Below are 18,197 nucleotides of genomic sequence, written 5' to 3'. Positions count from 1 at the left end.
TAATATATCAGATTTCATAGTAAAAGATTTACTAAATACAGCTCATCCAACATATGAATTTACTGTTTATTTTATTTACCAAATTTTTCAGCCCGGTCATTTGGTTCTAACCAAATGGAGTCGTCTGGACCTTTTGGAACGAGGCGTGGTAGGTCTTCAAATGGCGTATGGTCTACATAGTAGAAGCGTTTACGCATGGAGTCGAAGTCTGTTGTGCCACCGAATGCTGGATTAGAGTACAAATCCTTCGCATAGTTCCAAAGATTTGGATAGTCTACGAGGCGTTTTTTATTCACCAAATATTTTTGGTAGAACACGAGATCAAAGCGCGCTAATGTTGGGAAAATACGGATATCAGGGTCTGTAATGGTATCCCCCATCAAGTAACGTTGCTTGCTAAGGCGTTCTTCGAGCCAATCTAAGCGAGCAAAGATACGATCATAGTAATATTCGTAATCTTTTTGGTTTGTTACAAGAGCTGCCAAGTTTACAGCCAAGTTGAAGTCAGCGTAGATGATAACATTCAATGCATCGATGTCAGCACGCAATTCTTCTGGGTAAATATCTGGCGCATCAGGGGAGATGAAATCTTTAAAACCCAATGCCAACTCAGTTGTCAACGCATGGTAGTCATTGTTTACTACCGCACCTGTTGTAACATCTACGATAGCCGGTACTGTGGAGCGTGCATCGTAGTTAGGGTCGCCTTTGCGGTACGCTTCACCTAAGGAGTGAATGCCCAATACAGGGTCCTTCTCATCCTTATCAAGGGTAAAGAACCAGTCTGCAATTACACCTGCAGGACGCAATGGATCAACCGTACCTTTTGAAATCACTTTATCTAGTCCGAGCAAATCGATGGCAATAGCAATACGGTGAGCCCAAGGGCAATGCTTAGACCATACAAGGCGGTAACGGTCCTTTTCTACAGGTAGAAACCCTGGTTCACTGCCAAAAGGTGTTGTGAATTGAGGCTCTTCACTATCAGAATATTTTTGACGACGGTTAAAATTCGATGCATCTTTACCTTCATACTCCTTCTGCTCCCCTTGAGAACGAGGGTTACTAGATTGAAACTCAGAAAAATCGATAGGACAAGGATTCATAGCGCGTTGAAACTCAACTTCTTTTCGAGCCGCCGCAATGGTAGGATCCTTGATTTTACTTACATCTACGTGTTCACTCATTCTATACTCCTTATAAAGGTCATCCCCATTAGCTTTATTCCACTTTTTATGGTGAAAGCTTTTGTGATATCCCTCAACTATTCCTACTAACTCAATATGAATATAAGCCTATATTATATTATTTAAAAACCTATGTCAATAGTGGGTATTTAAAATTTATATAATTTAATGTAAAAAATAGGGATATATCTTAACTCAGATATATCCCTACCTTACACTACATAGATAAGTTATTTCATAATATACACTATATAATAAAATTATATATTTCTATCCTAAATCGTAGATATTACCATTGTAACGAATATCTTGATTTCCATAGAACCTTCAGATTAGCACCCTCTCTTGCCATCTTATAAGTATTTTTATTTTGCCAATGCATTAACTTTTGCTTCCAAGACTGCAATACGATCAGCATCTGCTTCGTGTTGTGCTTTCAAGCTTTCTACTTCTTGAGTTAATGCACGAATAGCACCATTATCTGGTGAATTTACCTTTTCTCCTGCTGGTCCCACTTTGAAGGAAGCCCCTACATTAAACATCGTACTATTTTGACCAACCGTAGAACCTACAGAAAATTGCGCAGTCTTATTCGGTGTAAAGAAGGCACCTAAAGCCATTGCTTTTTCCCCTTTATAAGCGCCCCCAGCAATAGCGACATTCCATTTTGTACCATCATCGGATATAACAGGATGAAGCCCTGCTAAGGCAGCACTCATGGCACCTACTCGATTAATATTCGTATCTAATCGGTTGATATTAGAATCAATGCGTTTGATATCTGTATCGATATGCTGAATTGCACCGGAACTAGAGGAAATAGATTGCTTGATGGCATCAATATCTCTTGTTTTCACATCCGCCACTAACGCGTTGTCCTCTACATGTAATCCCTCACCTACATTAACATTAACAGCATGATTATCGGTAACTGTAGTGCCTACACCACCTGTATAGGTTGCATCTTCACGAACACGCTTAAGTTGCGCTACATTGACCGCATCATCGTCACGCGTACCAGCCGCAACATTTGTAATTTGGCGATTACCATAATCATTAGAACCTACTGCAACGGCACCCATTTTAGAAACCCAAGCAGCAGCATTCCCATCGCTATCTTTAATGAGATAGCCTTTCTCTCCAGCCTGTACAGTTGATTTAGAGCGTGCCCCCAGAGCTACACCTCGATCATTTTTAGCATCTACTTCGGAGAAGTACCCCAATGCTTGACTTTCTGTAGCATAAGCCTTACTATAGCTACCCACAGCAACCGCACCTGTAGTTTTTGTACTATACATAGAGGCAGATGCATTAGAACCAATTACTGTTGAATTCTCACCTGTTGTACCAGCACGTTGACCCACAACAGTTGCGCCACGTGCGTTACCACCACTCGCATTACCGATAATTACCGTTTCTCCAGCCAATGCATCTTGCTTTCCATAACCGCCATAACCGATAGCTAACACATCACCAACCCAACCATTATTAGTATATCCTTGATCTTTACCAATAAAGATGGCTCGTTTAGAATCCACAAACGTCATAGCTGGTGCACTTGTTCCAGGATTTACAGGCGTATTATCGGCTGCTAAGCCTGTTGTCATCATACCACAGCCTAAACATACTGCTAATACCAATGCTTTTTTAGTTTCCCTCATAGAACCCTCCTAATAACAAATAACTTATCAGGTTAAGTATACTCTATAATGAATATTTATTACAATTAGATATACTTATCTATGATGTTTATTACGTGCGTGAAAAACGTGCTTTTATCACACATTTTTAAAGTTCCAGTAAACTCTATACATAAGTTATAATTATTTATATATACAGAAATAGAGCCACAACATTGATATGTTGTGGCTCTGTTCTATGTATTATTCATGTGGAGTTGTATATGTAATATTTTGCGCTTCGTAGCTTTTACCGTGAGACAATACATGAACAATGGTTTTCAATGTGGCACGTACAGTTTCAACAGCCATGCTTGGTTGATTTGGTTTATCCACCACTTGGGATGGCAAGTATGGGATGTGCATAAAGCCCGCCTGAATATTGCCCTTTTGCGCGGCATAGTGACATACACCATACATCAAGTGATTGCATACAAAGGTTCCCGCTGTATTGGAGACCTTAGCAGGAATACCGTTTTGATGTAACGCATTGACGATATTTTTTATGGGCAATGTCGCAAAATAGGCACTAGGGCCATCGGCTACAACAGGCTCATCTTCCGGTTGATTGCCCCCATTATCTGGGATGCGAAAATCGTCGTAGTTAATAGCAACGCGTTCCACTGTAATATCAGGACGACCACCTGCTTGACCTACACACAGGATAAAATCTGGTTGGCACTGTTCAGCTGCTGCTTTTACAGTATCAACAGATTTATAACGAATGGTAGGAACCATTTGTGTCACTACCTTGTAATCACCATCGGTATAACCATCCATTGTTTTGACCGCTTCCCAAGCCGGATTAATAGGTTCACCGCCAAATGGATCAAAACCGGTAATCAAAATTGTTTTCATCACACTACCTCATAACGATATTCTATGATGCATAAGAATCAGCATTCATTTTCATAAAAATACTCATAGATTCAGCGATATATAATGCGAGTCTATAAATATATATTATACAGACTCAAAAGAATATCGTGCTTTCACAGAAAATTTCACAGAAAAGGGTTAAATAAAGTAATACATTAATAGAATATTCAATACGAGCATGATTAATGCAATTGGAAGTTGTGCTTTAATAACGCCGTATTGGTCGCGCATTTCAAGGAGCGCTACCGGTACGATGTTAAAGTTGGCAGCCATAGGTGTCATCAAAGTACCGCAATAGCCTGCAAGCATTGCTATAGCACCAACAGCCGCAGGGTTCGCACCATGAGCTACAACGAGCATTGGGATACCGATGGCACTTGTAATCATCGCAAATGCAGCAAAGGCGTTACCCATGATCATTGTGAAGATAACCATACCAATGCAGTAAGCCACAACAACGAGGAATACATTATCTGCTGGTACTACACTTGCGACTGCACTGGAGATAAGTTTACCAACGCCAGCCAAATTAAATAGATACCCAAGAGCCGCTAATAACTGGGACAAAATTGCAGTCCAACTGATAGCATCGATAAGTCGACGGCCTTCATGGAAACCTTGGTTAAGTTCGCCCTTTGTAATAAAAAGAGCAGCACACATAGCGATGATTGCGGCAATACCTAAACCAACAAGAGCGCCTAACTTAGTAAAGAAACCAATGAAGAATGTAATAATACCAACAAGTAATGCTGGTACAAAGATAACATTGCCAATACGAACAGCTTCGCCTTTTTTGAATTCGATAGGAGATTCAAAGTAATGGCCTTTGCCGAGTTGTTTTACTAATACAATAGCCGCCATAGCAATGACAAGCCAACCATTAATTTCCTTGGAGAGATAAGAACCAAAGATAAAGGATACGCTATATAAGAGCCAAAATAAGCCTGTACCAATGCGATATTTATGTTCTTTATCTAGAAATGATTGAATAGCAAAGATAAATAGAATAATCCCTACGAGAAGATATACATAATCTAAGGGCTGCATTTTATAGAATATTTCTAACATATTATTCAGCCTCCTTCTTCAATTCTTCTGGTGTAACAAGAATATTTAACTCATTAGGTACTAATTTACCAGCTTTCATATCCGCTTCGTCACGAGCTACAGAGGCTTGAATTGTTTTATCAAAGATAATAAAGCGAATAAAGTTAACGATATAAGCACAAACAGCAGTTGGCAATCCGTACAATACCATATCTGTTAACTCTACAGAATAACCTAATTGTTCCATAACGCCTTTGATGAGTAATAACCCACCAGCAGCAAGGAATAAGTTTTGACCGAAGAAGTTACCTATATTATCTGCAGAAGCAGCCACACCGCGCACCTTATCAAGCGTACGTTGAGATACTGGACGACCTTGAGCTACCGCAACTTCACTCATAGGAGCGATCAATGGACGAACCATGGCAACCATACCAGACATGTTAATACCAAAGGCTACTGTTACTTGGCGTACAAATAAGTAAATCATAAAGATACGACCTGCAGTAGCAGCGTTGATCTTACTGATCAAAATTTCTGCCCGTTCACGCAAGCCGTGACGTTCCATAAGACCAATAACAGGTAAAATCAAAATAAATAATGACATATAACGATTTTTAACAAAGGCCTCTCCAATAGCACCAACGATATCGTTAATACTGAGACCACCTGCAAGGCCCGTTACAAAGCCTGCGGCTACGACAACTAACAAGGCATTAAAGCGCAGCATCAGACCGATGACCATCACTAAAATACCAGACAAAATCAACATATGGACACATCCTTTCTACAAATCATCCATAACACATATAACCATAAAGATACGTTATATGTATATATTATATACTGAATAGTCATAATCTTACACAAAAAAATACCTTGTATCTAAATTTAGTGAATGTCCCTGATCTGCGATCAGAGCATAAAACACTCAAATAGAGTACAAGGTAATTTACGTAATTAATATAACGCTTTCTTAATTAATTTAATTCTTTCTTGAATAATATAGTTGTATGCTGTTTTCCTCTAAAATGAACCTTATCATACGCCGTAAACCCAAAGGATTCATACATTTTAGGCAACCACGGATGTTCCTTAGCCGTTCCTAGTGTAACAATATGTGTTTTAAACTGTTCTTTTAAAAGCTCCTCTGCATAGCCCAAGACTTCCCGTGCATATCCTTTGCCTTTGAAAGCTGGTGCCGTTACAAAATGAGCAATATGCGGATATTTATCCGGCGTTGAGTATTTCACCCAAGGCATACAAAACGTAATAGAACTAACTAATTGCCCATCAATATACAAGCCGTATACAGGATAATTTTCAATCCATTCCTTAGATTCCTCTTCCGTAAAATCAATTGCATCGAAGCTAATAGGATAGTCTTTTATAGCTGCGTAACCGTCGATTAATACCTTATGATATTCTGCTGTGTCTGCTACTGTTAATTGTCTAAATTCTTTCATGGTCTTTCCCTCATATCTATATTTTTATTCATAAACAACGTATATTAATTCACTTTGTGAAAGCAATTATACACCTATATGCATTTATTTGCAACATAATTACATAAATATTATATGAAATTATAATATCCATAAAGAAAATCTCATATGCAATAATGTAATATATGCATCAGAACTCATCCATACTGAGTATTAGATAAATTAAAGGCCCAAATCTCTACAAAAAGAAGGTTCGTATAAAAATAAGCAGAATACAATTTAAATCTTAGTCAACGACTTCATTCCGTCTAACTATAATTGACGAATTCCTATAAAATAAGCACAATACCACAAAAAAATTTAGACAAAAAAACAGGATGTATCAAAGATACATCCTGTTTTGAACTTTTACAAACTCTAGAAAAGTTAATTCTATTGATTATTGTATATACGGGAACCGTATACATCACGTTCATTTTTAGGTTCGTTGTTAACGCGAACACGTTCAGTTTTATGACGATCGTTATCATCACCAGAAATACGATCAACACGGAAATGGTTAAGACGAATATTTTGTAATTCAGGACCGAATTCATTCAATGCACGTTTCATATTTTCGTCAATAGGAGCACCGTTTTGAAGTGCACGGTACAACATGGTAGCGAATTCGTAACGAGTCATCTTAACATCGCCTTTGAATGTGCCATCAGGGTAGCCAACAAGGATACCATTACCAGCCAATTGGCTAATATATTGGTAAGCCCAGTGATTGCGAGGAACGTCTGGGAATTCAGCAGTTTTGCTTGGATCAATTGCATGTGGAGTCAAGATTTGTAACAAGTTATTATATTTGTTTTCCATATCTTGAAGACGTGCGTTCAATTCAGCAATTTCACGCCCCATAGCTACGCGGGAACGGGACTCAGGGGAACGTTTACCAAGACGGATGGATACACCTGCGTTCAATTGAGTTTCGCCAGTACCTACAGTGCCACCAACGGAGAACATTGTATCTTCGTTAGGACGGTAGAATGCGCCCAACGCAGCGGAGTTAGCATTATGGTAGTGACCATAACCAGCAGCGATTGTCCATTTATCATCTGGGTTGAAGTCCATTGGATGCAATGCAGCCAATGCAGCGGAACCTGCACCTACTTTGTTAACGCGTCTTTCAACAGTACCAACACGGTTAGTCAAGTTTTTGATATTGTTATTAATTTGACCAGGTGTGGAGTTGTTGATTTGTGTTTGTAATTCATTAGCTACGGAATACAATTGGCTACCGTTTACAGCATCTGTAGAAGTAGCGGAAAGCTCACCAGGAGCAACATTTTTAAGTTGACGCTCAGAACCAACTTGACCTACGGATACGGAACCTTTAGCTGCGGAACCTACGCCAGCAAAGCCACTGAAAGTGTGACGAGCAATGGTTGCACTGCTTTGAGCTGTAGCTTCACTTGTAGTGGAGCCTCGACCTAAAGCGATAGAGTTCAAATGTGTTGCATTTGCATGGTCACCAATTGCCATAGCGTAGTCCGCTGTAGCCTTTGCATCAGAGCCAAACGCATTAGCACGCACGTTAGTTGCTTGTGCACCAGCACCAAATGCTTGAGCATGGTCACCAGACGCAAGCGCAGAGGAGCCCATAGCAACAGAGTGATTATTAGTTGCTTTTGCACCAGAACCGATTGCATTAGATTTATAGCCAGATGCTAACGCTTCATAGCCAAGAGCTTGTGCACGAACTTCAGATGCCTTTGCACGAGTACCAATAGCTGTGGACCATGTACGTTCTGCTTCAGCAGAATGACCAATAGCGATAGTGTCATTCATCAACGCTTTTGAAGAATGACCTACGGCTAATGCAGAGGTACCTGCTGCAGTATTATTAACACCAATAGCGACCGAATTACTTTTCCAGTCACCAGTTTTTAATGTAGCATCATCTGGCTCATTCTCGTAATCACGATCGCGGAAGTTCGCAGCAGATTCTTTTACAGTATTACCACTACCATACGCAACTGCATTGTTTGTACCTGTAACAACATTTGAATTGTCCATTACAACAGAAGCAGCGTCTACCGTATTAACAGTCGCACCAACAGCAGTGACAGCAGCTAATACAGCAAACGCTAATTTTTTGGAATGTTTCATTTCTCTCATCTTACACCCTCACTAAATAAAAATATATCCATATTATTACAATACAAATTTTCATTCTCTCTATGTTCCGTCTCTCACCTCGGCCTGATCAAGTAAGTACTCTAAAATTACACGAAGAAATTCCCCTATCTCAGTTTAAGAAAAATTTATATTGTCAATTACTCGCCTAGCATATCAAAGTTTTACGATATACACAACCCCTTTTTCTACAACAAATTTAATCAACCACTTCTTAACCCACTTAAAAGTCCCTTTATTCCTGATTTTATAAGGGATTAAATTTGACTCATTATCATCCCTTATGAGTTAAATTTTTCTCAACTTTGTAAACATTTTTCATCTAACGAATTGTATAACTTATAAATAAATAATCACCTTATAAGTACACCAAATATACTATCAATGCCCACCAAACCTCATTCATACTTAATTCATGAATTATTGGTGAATTAAACGATTGTGTATATTAATGCACAACTTCATCATTTTATTATAATTTTATATTTGTGCAACAGCAGTAGATATCATTTCTTATCAATATTAAACAAACCGTCAATGAGAACGAAGTGAGAATAAAACTACTAAATACGCCTTAAATTATCCAATGTTTTATGTATACGTTCTAACAAAATAAAAAAAGCCCCCTATTTTTCAAGAAAATAAAGGACTTTCTTCATTTAATATATATGTTTATGCTAATAATGCACTTACAAGTTCTTCTGCTTTATTTAGATCAGAATCTTCTGGGTTCCAGTTACATTTGATTTCAGGTTCTACTACGGAGAAACCATATTTAGTTAACTCTTCACGAAGTACCTTTGTAGATTCACCAGACCATCCATAGGTACCGAATACAGCAGCTTTTTTATTTTTGAATTTTAACTCACGCAAGAAGTCGAGCCAACCAGCTACGGCAGATAATACGCTGTTCCCCACCGTTGGGGAACCTACAGCAATGGCTTTTGACTTAAAAACTTCCGTCATGATGTCATTTTTATTGGTTTTACTAATATTGAAAATCTTAACACGTGTATCAGGCGACTGTTTCGCAATTTCTTCAGCAATCTTATGTGCCAACTTCTTAGTGCCATCCCACATAGTGTCGTATACAATTGTGATTTGATCTTCTTGGTACGCTTGCGACCATTCATAGTATTTTTCTACGATTTGCATTGGATTTTCACGCCAAATCGCTCCATGACTCGTAGCGATGATATCGATTGGCAAATTAAGCTTTTGAATTTCTTCAACTTTAGCTTTTACCAATGGAGAGAACGGATTCAAGATATTCGCGTAATACTTCATTGCCTCTTCCCATAGACGGCATTGATCGGCCTTATCTGCCCACAATTCTTCTACAGCGAAATGTTGACCAAATGCATCGTTGGAGAACAAGATATTATCCCCTGTCATATAAGTCGCCATGGAATCAGGCCAGTGGAGCATGCGCATTTCCACAAACACCAAGGATTTACCATTCCCAATATCTACGGAATCCCCTGTTTTAACAGTTTTAAAATTCCATTCAGGGTGATGATATTGTCCAACCAAGGACTTAACAGCATTCTCTGTACAATAAATAGGCGTATTAGGAATTTTTTCCATCAATGCAGGCAAGGAACCACTGTGATCCACTTCGCCGTGGTTACATACGATGAAATCAATCGTATTCAAATCGATTTCCGATTCCAAGTTATCGATGAAATCGGAGGAATGAGGTTTCCACACAGTATCGATGAGGACAGTCTTCTCCTCTTCAATCAAGTAGGCATTTTGGCTAGAGCCATTATTAATGGTGTAATCAGAACCGTGAAACTCTTGCAATTCCCAGTCGATTTTACCAACCCATGATACGTTGTTTTTAATGTGCTTTCTCATAATAACCTCCATGTTCTGTGAAAGTAAATATACTCACCTCATACCTTTTAATGAGTCTATAAAGGCCCACAGATGAGAGAAGCAACTTTCACCGGTATTACCCAATATATGGCCCCATGTTGTATCAATAGATACAACACAAATCGGTCATTAACTATAGTTCTATTATATGGATATCACTTAACTAAGTCTGTATCTGTAGGTACAGATTTGAGAATTATTATAAAAACCACTCATAGTAATCACATGCCGTACATTAGTACACATCGATTTCCCATGAGTGGTTACGAGTATATGTAATTATAAGGGATGATTTATTTATTACCTGATTTAGATAGTCCAGGGATAGCTTTATAGATATATAATGCAATATATCCATCAACCAAGCTATGAACGATGGTGCCGCCACCTACAAGAACAAATACAACGTAGATGAGATCAATGTTTGGCATCGTAGTTGTAGTATAGAACAATAGGCATGCTAGTACCTCACCAATAGCGTGAACGATAGCACAAGCAAGGTTAAACGCCACAAAGGATAGAGCCCCTGTTAATACGCCTGGATGATGTTTAATATAGTAAGCCCCCATCAAGGCAAAGATGATATGAGATGCAGCACGCATAACGATAACAAGTGGGAAGCCTGCTACAAAGAAGCCGAGCGTAGAACCTATGACAACACAAGCTGCCATCTTACGAGATAAGAACATGGCCAGGAATATAGGAACATGACTCGCCAATGTATACGATGCCGGTGGAATCACAACTTTCAAAGGCATCACAATAGGAATCATAATGGCTAATGCCATCAATAAAGCAGTAATGGTTAAATTTCGATACATCGAAGAATTCATAAAGGCCTCCTTAAGGACTATCTTCCCACACATCTACTAATATAGCACTCTAATATATGAAGAGCAACTACACATACCGCTAGGTGTCCCCAAAAAAAAGAGGGCCTTACAACCCTCTCTTATTTAATTAGACAAATATATTATAATATCTGTATTTTAACACTTATGATACGATTTTGAAAATGACGTAACTCACGTTAATAAATTTGAGGAATCTTAATTCATTGCTTTTATAAACGTTCAATTACGGCTTGTGCCATTTCTGTGGTACCAACTCGTTTTAAGCCTTCGCGGTAGATATCTCCTGTACGGTAACCATCAACGAGCACTTGTTCCACAGCACGTTCAATAGCATCAGCCACTTGAGGTAAATCAAGGGAGTGACGGCACATCATAGCGGCGGACAAGATTGTGCCCAACGGGTTTGCTAAGTTTTTGCCCATGATGTCTGGTGCGGAACCGTGGATTGGCTCATACAATGCTGTGCCTGTACCCATGGATGCAGATGGTAAAAGCCCGATGGAACCGGAGATAACAGCGCCTTCATCGGACAAGATATCGCCAAACAAGTTTGTAGTAACGATAACATCAAACTGAGCAGGATTTACAACGAGTTGCATCGCTGTGTTATCTACATAGAAGTAATCTATTGCAATATCTGGATTAGCAGCCGCTTTCTCTTGCGCGATTTTACGCCACAAACGAGAAGACGCCAATACGTTTGCTTTATCGACAGATACGACCTTTTTGTTACGTTTACGAGCTGTTTCCATAGCGATATCCATGATGCGTTCTACTTCATAACGGCTGTATGTTTCTTTATCCCAAGCGAACTCATTAGCACCTTCGCCTTGTGCCTCTTCACGTTCACCGAAATAAATACCGCCAGTTAACTCACGAACGATGACGAAATCTACATCTTGTACGAGCTCCTTTTTAAGCGGAGAATACTCTTGTAAAGATGGATAAATTTTTACAGGACGCAAGTTACAGAACAAACCAAGCTCCTTGCGAAGACCTAGGATTGCCTTTTCAGGACGGATAGACGGATCTACATTATCCCATTTAGGACCGCCTACAGCACCAAGCAATACAGCATCAGCATTTTTACAAGCCTCGATAGTATCCTCAGTCAAAGGCACGCCGTATGCATCAATAGACGCACCGCCCGCTTTTTTATCGATCCAATTAACCTTTACACTGACTTTCTCAAAAGCCACATCGCACACAGCCTTCGCTGCTGTAATAATCTCAGTACCGATACCATCACCAGGAATCAATACAATATTCTTTTCGCTCATCTTACCTCTCCATATAACAAATGCTTACTTGCGGTTTTTCGCAAAATTCACAAGACCGCCTGCTGCCGCAATGTCTTGAATGAATTGTGGCAATTCAGTACCTTGGTATTGTTCATTTTTCGTCAAGTTGTACACGATACCTTTAGACAAGTCTACGCCTATAGCATCGCCTGCATCGATACGATCAACTTGTTCACCGATTTCCACAACTGGTAAACCGATGTTGATAGCATTACGGAAGAAGATACGTGCAAAGGAGTGTGCTATGATAACAGGCACGCCTTTGGCTTTAATAACGCCCGGTGCATGTTCACGAGAAGAACCACAACCAAAGTTTTTACCAGCTACCATGATTTCGCCGGCTTTCACATTAGGAGCAAATGTTGTATCAATATCTTCCATCGCATGTTCAGCCAATTCGTTCCAATCAGCAATCGCCAAGTAACGAGCCGGAATGATTACGTCTGTATCTACATCGTCGCCGTAGCGCCAGATTTTCTTGCTTTCAAAATCCATATTAAACCTCCTCAGGGCCTGCAATGCGGCCTAATACAGCACTTGCTGCCGCCACATAAGGGCTTGCCAAATATACCTCAGAATCAACGTGCCCCATACGACCACGGAAGTTACGGTTTGTTGTGGAGACGGTGCGCTCCCCTGCAGCCATGATACCCATATAACCGCCTAGACAAGGACCACATGTAGGCGTGGACACAGCGCAATCAGCTTGAATGAAGATGTCTAACAAACCATCTTTCATAGCTTGGTCGTATACATCTTGGGACCCAGGGATTACGATACAACGAACGAATGGAGCCACCTTGCGACCTTTGAAGATTTCCGCAGCTGCTACCAAGTCTTCATAACGGCCATTTGTACAAGAACCGATGATAACTTGATCGATTTTAATATCCTTGTCGATTTCGTTGATGTAATGCGTATTGGATGGCAAATGAGGGAATGCTACAACTGGCTGCAATTTGGACAAATCGATTGTAATAGTTTGGGCATATACTGCATCAGAATCTGGAGTGATTGGCTCAACAGAGCGATTTACGCGACCTTTGATGTATTCTTCAGTAATTGCATCGTAAGGGAATACGCCACATTTACCGCCCGCTTCGATAGCCATATTACAAATTGTAAGACGGTCAGCCATAGTCATATGCTGTACGCCATCGCCGGCGAATTCAAGAGCCATATAACGAGCGCCATCTACGCCGATTTGGCCAATCAAGTCAAGGATTACATCTTTACCCGTTACCCATTTGTTAGGTTTGCCGATAAGTTCAACCTTAATGGTTTCAGGCACTTTGAACCAAGTTTTACCTTCTGCCATAGCAACACCTGCATCAGTGGAGCCTACGCCTGTGGAAAACGCATTCACCGCACCATATGTACAAGTATGGGAGTCAGCGCCGATCATCATTTCACCAGGACCGATAAGCCCTTTTTCTGGCAAAATAACGTGCTCAATACCCATACGACCAACTTCAAAGTAGTTCGTAATGCCATGTTCGCGTACGAAATCGCGCATTACTTTCGCTTGTGTAGCGGATTGAATATCTTTATTTGGCGTAAAGTGGTCAGGCACCAAGTAGATTTTATGACGATCAAATACAGGTTTGCCAATTTTTAAAAACTCTTTGCGAGCCGGTGGGAATGTGATGTCGTTCATCAATACCGCATCCAAATGACACTCGATGATTTGTCCTGGCTTTACAACATCAAGACCCGCGTGACGAGCCATATTCTTTTCAGTAATGGTCATACCCATATTATTCTTCCTCCTGTTGTTCTAGCTCCATAGCTAGGAATACTGAGTTTACTGCATTAATATATGCATTTACACTTGATTTAACGATATCGGTGCTGATACCACGACCATGGTACAAGCGACCGTTATATTCTACCTTGAGAGTTGCTTCCCCAAGGGCATCTTTACCCGCTGTTATAGCGCGGATTTGGTAATCTTTCAAACTAATTGGCAAGCCAACCACACGTTCAACCGCTTTAAGGGATGCGTCTACTGGGCCATCACCAACGGCTGCATCGGCTTTTTCACCTTCTGGAGTCATGAGACGAACGTCAGCATAGGCATAGCCTTTTTCGCCCAATTTGTAGTATTGAGCCACGAGTTCGAATGCTTTTTTGTGATGTAAGTTATCTACTACAAGGGCTACGATATCATCATCGTATACTTGTTTTTTACGATCCGCCAATTCTTTGAATTTACCGAAGAGATCATTGGTTTTCTCTTCTGTGAAAGATTGGAATCCAAGTTTTGCCAAATGATCGGCAAAGGCATGACGGCCAGAGTGTTTACCCAATACGAGGTCTGTTTTTTCAGCACCTACGGACTCAGGCGTCATGATTTCATACGTTTCAGGGTTGCTCATCATCCCATGTTGGTGAATACCAGACTCATGAGCAAAGGCATTAGAGCCTACGATTGGTTTATTTGGAGGAACTACAACACCTGTTAAACGGCTCACAAGTTTAGATACTTTCGTAAATTGTTTTGTATCAATATTCACTTGAAGGTCGTCGAAATAATCATGGCGTGTTTTAAGAGCCATAACAACCTCTTCAATTGCTACATTACCTGCACGTTCACCTAGACCATTAATTGTGCCTTCTACTTGACGTGCACCTGCTTTAATAGCAGCTAACGTATTCGCATTGGCAAGGCCTAAGTCGTCATGGCAGTGAACAGAGATGATGGCATTTTCAATACCTGGTGTATGTTCTTTAATATAACGGATTTTGTCACCAAATTCGTTAGGGTTCATGTACCCCACGGTATCTGGCACATTAATAATTGTAGCGCCACCAGCGATAGCCACGCCGAATACTTCACACAAGAAATCTAAGTCTGTACGAGCCGCATCTTCACCGGAGAACTCGATTTCATCAAATTTGCCTTTTGCAAATTCCAAGATAGATTTAACGCGATCCAATACATCTTGACGAGTCATTTTCAATTTATATTTCATGTGGATTTCGGATGTAGCGATAAACACATGCAAGCGGCTGCGCTCTGCATCTTTCAACGCATCAGCCACCTTTTGCACATCCTTTTCGTTGGCACGGGCCAAGCCACAAATAGTTGTGCCTTTAACCTCGCGAGCAATCGTTTGTACCGCTTCAAAATCTCCAGGGGATGCAGCTGGGAAGCCAGCCTCGATTACGTCGATGCCGAGGCGTACTAGGCCTTTCGCAATTTCAATTTTTTCAGGAGTTTGTAAAGATACACCTGGTGTTTGTTCCCCATCACGAAGGGTTGTATCGAAGAAATATACGCGATTCTGTTCCATAATAGCCACCTTTTCTATCCTCATAAAACATAATACTTTATTATATCTATCCATAGTGAAAGTTTGTAACATCGCCAATGTCGACACTATGTATAATCAGTGATTTACTAGACTTTCACAAATAAAAAAGCCCCTCAGAACAACCGTCGTTGCTCAAAGGGGCGTTATATTCATAACACGGTACCACCCTAATTGGGACTCGTTTCGGGTATAACGGAACCACCGTCGATGACTACTGACGTTCGCCACCGAAGCTCACGGGAGAGTGTCAGCGTACAACCTCTATTGCCTCGCACCAGCCGGCAACTCTCTGAAAGCAGGATTTGTAAACCTTTATACCCGTTCATCGCTTGATTTAAGATATAAGGGTATTGTACTGTATTCTATAGACTTATGTCAATTAAAATAAAATGAATATGATTTCATAAAGCTCATCGTTAGTAGTTAGTCCACTCTAAACTATCAAAATCATTCATAATGAGTTTCTTCTTCTTTACCACTTGGTTCGTTAGCTCAATGCGTTCACTAACAAATGAAATATCTGTATACCATTCCCTTAAATTAGCATACACTTCATTCTCTAAATCAATAATGATAGTTTCTATGGGATCCCACGTTTTACATTGTACAGATTCCACCATAACCATGCTACTACCTATGAAAGTAACATCTCTACCATAAATCCAAAATGGCAATACCTTATTTTTTATAGCAATAGAGTATATAGCATCCCCATGAGGTGGTTCCGTTTCATATTGCGTGCGTATTTGGTACTTTTCCATAATTTCATTACTACCATTTTCTATATATGGTAGCTTTGAAATCTTATAATTTTCTGCGTTCATATAAACTCCATTATTTTTAATATCAATCACAACAAAGAGGACTGTATATCGCTATTTGTGTAAAGAGTATTTTGCTATACTATAAGTGTTGCTAACCCTAATCTGGCAACAGAAAGGGGGTGTAGTTATTGCACAACAACTATCAATTTTGGCTAGCCGTCATGGTAAATGTAATCGCCTACTACATTTGCAAGTGGTTAGACGCTTTCCTAGCCCTTTTATCTAGCAACTAGCCCAACGCTCTAACATTAGCGTAATAATGTAAAAAATCCCTCGGAGTTGCCGCTCCGGGGGATTTTGTAGTTAATTGCACAACTATCAATTGCCTACCTATAATATACTACACCTTTAGTGTTTTTTCAATATTTTACACTGTTAATCATTTCCCTAGCCCGCTCAACAGAAACTGGCTCATTAAATAAGAACACATGATTTTGTCCTTCATGTTCCCAAGATGTTAAGTAAACAGAGTCATCTACCATTCTATAGGTCACGGTCATGCCATTTACAACCTCTGTTTTCTGAGGCACGTAATCCTTATAATCACCTGCAATATTACCAGATACTGCAGATACGCGATATTTAATATACTTTGGCATATCATCTACACGGTCAAAGTATTTTCCTTTTAAAAGCTCATGATAAGCATACACCACTTGTAGTACATCATGATCTACAACAGCCACATGTATAGCATGTAACCCTTCTACGCCATTTGGCAACTGCGGTTTAAAGTTCAAATGTTGCTTAGCTTCATATATGGTATCAAACACCTCTAGCGATTGACCTTTACGAGTACTTCTATAATCCTCATCAGTCATGCTGCAACTTCCAAGTCTATCTGGACAAGGAAACTCATTACGATCCCCATAAGGCTGGTCATAAATCGAATTACCATTAAGACGGAATCTCGTCAAATCATCTGCGGACACAAGATTAATAGAACCTATAAAAGCTAACGTAGCTAACACACATACAACCTTTTTCATGATACATTCCCCTGTAAACAAACTACATATGGTAAGTTAATTATATCACTAAAATTTAAATCAGTTATCATCACAAATCTATCACATTTGATAGTATCTATCGCAAATCATTCTACTATTCAAAATTATTGTTGGTGCTATAATGAACTCAACAAAAGGAACAGGTGCTCATATGATACTAAATGCACTATTCCAAAACTATAGTTAGTAATTATATGGAGGAAATAATCATGACACATACACAATTAACACAACTAGTTCAAGCATTATTAGATGCACCACAAAGCAATCCTAAAGTAAAAGAATTCGCTCAGTCTTGGATTGATGCAGAAGGTACTCCTAAGCAAGAAGAACTCACGAAACAACTCGTACCCGTAGCAGAACAAAATATTGCGCTTATCGACGAAACAATCGGCTTTGCAGGCTCTGAACTCGCTACACAAATCCTTGGCGAAGAAGGTGCAGCTAACCTATTACAACACGCTAAAGACATCAAAGCAGAAGGCGCAGAATTCTGTGACTGCCCTAGCTGCGTAGCAGCTAAAAATATAATTGATTTGAAAGCGGAAATTGAATAGTTTATGATGAATTGTAAAATATATTGCGACAAATA

General features: G+C 39.8%; 16 protein-coding genes and 1 other annotated feature. Of the genes, 1 reads left to right on the top strand and 15 read right to left on the bottom strand.

Translation table 11 applies throughout. The annotated features are described in order from the left end of the window. Positions 1-71 precede the first annotated feature (71 nt). From HMPREF1865_RS03970 to HMPREF1865_RS03900, 15 genes are all read right to left on the bottom strand, one after another. Complete coding sequence (locus HMPREF1865_RS03970) at positions 72-1,187, bottom strand: glutathione S-transferase C-terminal domain-containing protein (protein ID WP_060919249.1); 1,116 nt, start codon at positions 1,185-1,187, stop codon at positions 72-74. Positions 1,188-1,552: 365 nt separating this feature from the next. Next, positions 1,553-2,848 (bottom strand): YadA-like family protein, encoded by a 1,296-nt coding sequence (locus tag HMPREF1865_RS03965; protein ID WP_060919248.1) that lies wholly within the window; start codon positions 2,846-2,848, stop codon positions 1,553-1,555. A gap of 222 nt (positions 2,849-3,070) precedes the next feature. After that, positions 3,071-3,724 carry a pyroglutamyl-peptidase I gene (gene pcp, locus HMPREF1865_RS03960; protein WP_060919247.1) on the bottom strand — a complete coding sequence of 218 codons (654 nt, stop codon included), beginning with the start codon at positions 3,722-3,724 and terminating at the stop codon, positions 3,071-3,073. A gap of 159 nt (positions 3,725-3,883) precedes the next feature. Then, a complete protein-coding gene (locus HMPREF1865_RS03955) occupies positions 3,884-4,813 on the bottom strand; it encodes a DUF979 domain-containing protein (RefSeq protein ID WP_004697680.1) in 930 nt (309 codons plus the stop codon). A 1-nt stretch (position 4,814) separates the two neighbouring features. Beyond that, positions 4,815-5,564 (bottom strand): DUF969 domain-containing protein, encoded by a 750-nt coding sequence (locus tag HMPREF1865_RS03950; RefSeq protein ID WP_060919246.1) that lies wholly within the window; start codon positions 5,562-5,564, stop codon positions 4,815-4,817. Positions 5,565-5,772: 208 nt separating this feature from the next. After that, the gene (locus tag HMPREF1865_RS03945; protein WP_004694271.1) at positions 5,773-6,258 is read right to left on the bottom strand and encodes a GNAT family N-acetyltransferase; all 486 of its coding nucleotides are present in this window, start codon (positions 6,256-6,258) and stop codon (positions 5,773-5,775) included. A 411-nt stretch (positions 6,259-6,669) separates the two neighbouring features. Continuing rightward, positions 6,670-8,400, bottom strand: coding sequence for an S-layer homology domain-containing protein (locus HMPREF1865_RS03940; RefSeq protein WP_060919245.1), 1,731 nt, complete (start codon positions 8,398-8,400; stop codon positions 6,670-6,672). A 690-nt stretch (positions 8,401-9,090) separates the two neighbouring features. Continuing rightward, on the bottom strand, positions 9,091-10,278 hold the full coding sequence (locus HMPREF1865_RS03935; protein ID WP_060919244.1) for an oxygen-binding di-iron domain-containing protein: 1,188 nt from the start codon (positions 10,276-10,278) through the stop codon (positions 9,091-9,093). Positions 10,279-10,592: 314 nt separating this feature from the next. After that, the gene (locus HMPREF1865_RS03930) at positions 10,593-11,132 is read right to left on the bottom strand and encodes a hypothetical protein (protein WP_012863703.1); all 540 of its coding nucleotides are present in this window, start codon (positions 11,130-11,132) and stop codon (positions 10,593-10,595) included. 230 nt (positions 11,133-11,362) lie between these two features. Next, entirely contained in the window at positions 11,363-12,433 is a 1,071-nt protein-coding gene (gene leuB / locus HMPREF1865_RS03925; protein ID WP_060919243.1) for a 3-isopropylmalate dehydrogenase, read from the bottom strand. Between the two features lie 24 nt (positions 12,434-12,457). Then, the gene (locus HMPREF1865_RS03920) at positions 12,458-12,949 is read right to left on the bottom strand and encodes a 3-isopropylmalate dehydratase small subunit (protein ID WP_004694284.1); all 492 of its coding nucleotides are present in this window, start codon (positions 12,947-12,949) and stop codon (positions 12,458-12,460) included. A 1-nt stretch (position 12,950) separates the two neighbouring features. After that, on the bottom strand, positions 12,951-14,210 hold the full coding sequence (gene leuC / locus HMPREF1865_RS03915; protein ID WP_060919242.1) for a 3-isopropylmalate dehydratase large subunit: 1,260 nt from the start codon (positions 14,208-14,210) through the stop codon (positions 12,951-12,953). 1 nt (position 14,211) lies between these two features. Continuing rightward, positions 14,212-15,750, bottom strand: coding sequence for a 2-isopropylmalate synthase (locus HMPREF1865_RS03910; RefSeq protein ID WP_060919241.1), 1,539 nt, complete (start codon positions 15,748-15,750; stop codon positions 14,212-14,214). Between the two features lie 154 nt (positions 15,751-15,904). Next, positions 15,905-16,106, bottom strand: a binding site (T-box leader). 81 nt (positions 16,107-16,187) lie between these two features. Then, complete coding sequence (locus tag HMPREF1865_RS03905; RefSeq protein WP_012863699.1) at positions 16,188-16,595, bottom strand: hypothetical protein; 408 nt, start codon at positions 16,593-16,595, stop codon at positions 16,188-16,190. Between the two features lie 359 nt (positions 16,596-16,954). Further along, on the bottom strand, positions 16,955-17,584 hold the full coding sequence (locus tag HMPREF1865_RS03900; RefSeq protein WP_012863698.1) for a hypothetical protein: 630 nt from the start codon (positions 17,582-17,584) through the stop codon (positions 16,955-16,957). A gap of 230 nt (positions 17,585-17,814) precedes the next feature. Here HMPREF1865_RS03900 and HMPREF1865_RS03895 point away from each other — a divergent pair, with 230 nt between their 5' ends. Then, positions 17,815-18,162, top strand: a complete 348-nt coding sequence (locus HMPREF1865_RS03895; protein WP_012863697.1) for a hypothetical protein — start codon at positions 17,815-17,817, stop codon at positions 18,160-18,162. The last annotated feature ends 35 nt before the right edge of the window (positions 18,163-18,197 follow it).

The organism is Veillonella parvula (assembly GCF_001553335.1).
GTDB classification, from domain to species: domain Bacteria; phylum Bacillota; class Negativicutes; order Veillonellales; family Veillonellaceae; genus Veillonella; species Veillonella parvula_S.
Note: the sequence above shows the minus strand (reverse complement) of the source record. Positions and strands in the feature narration are given on the sequence as shown.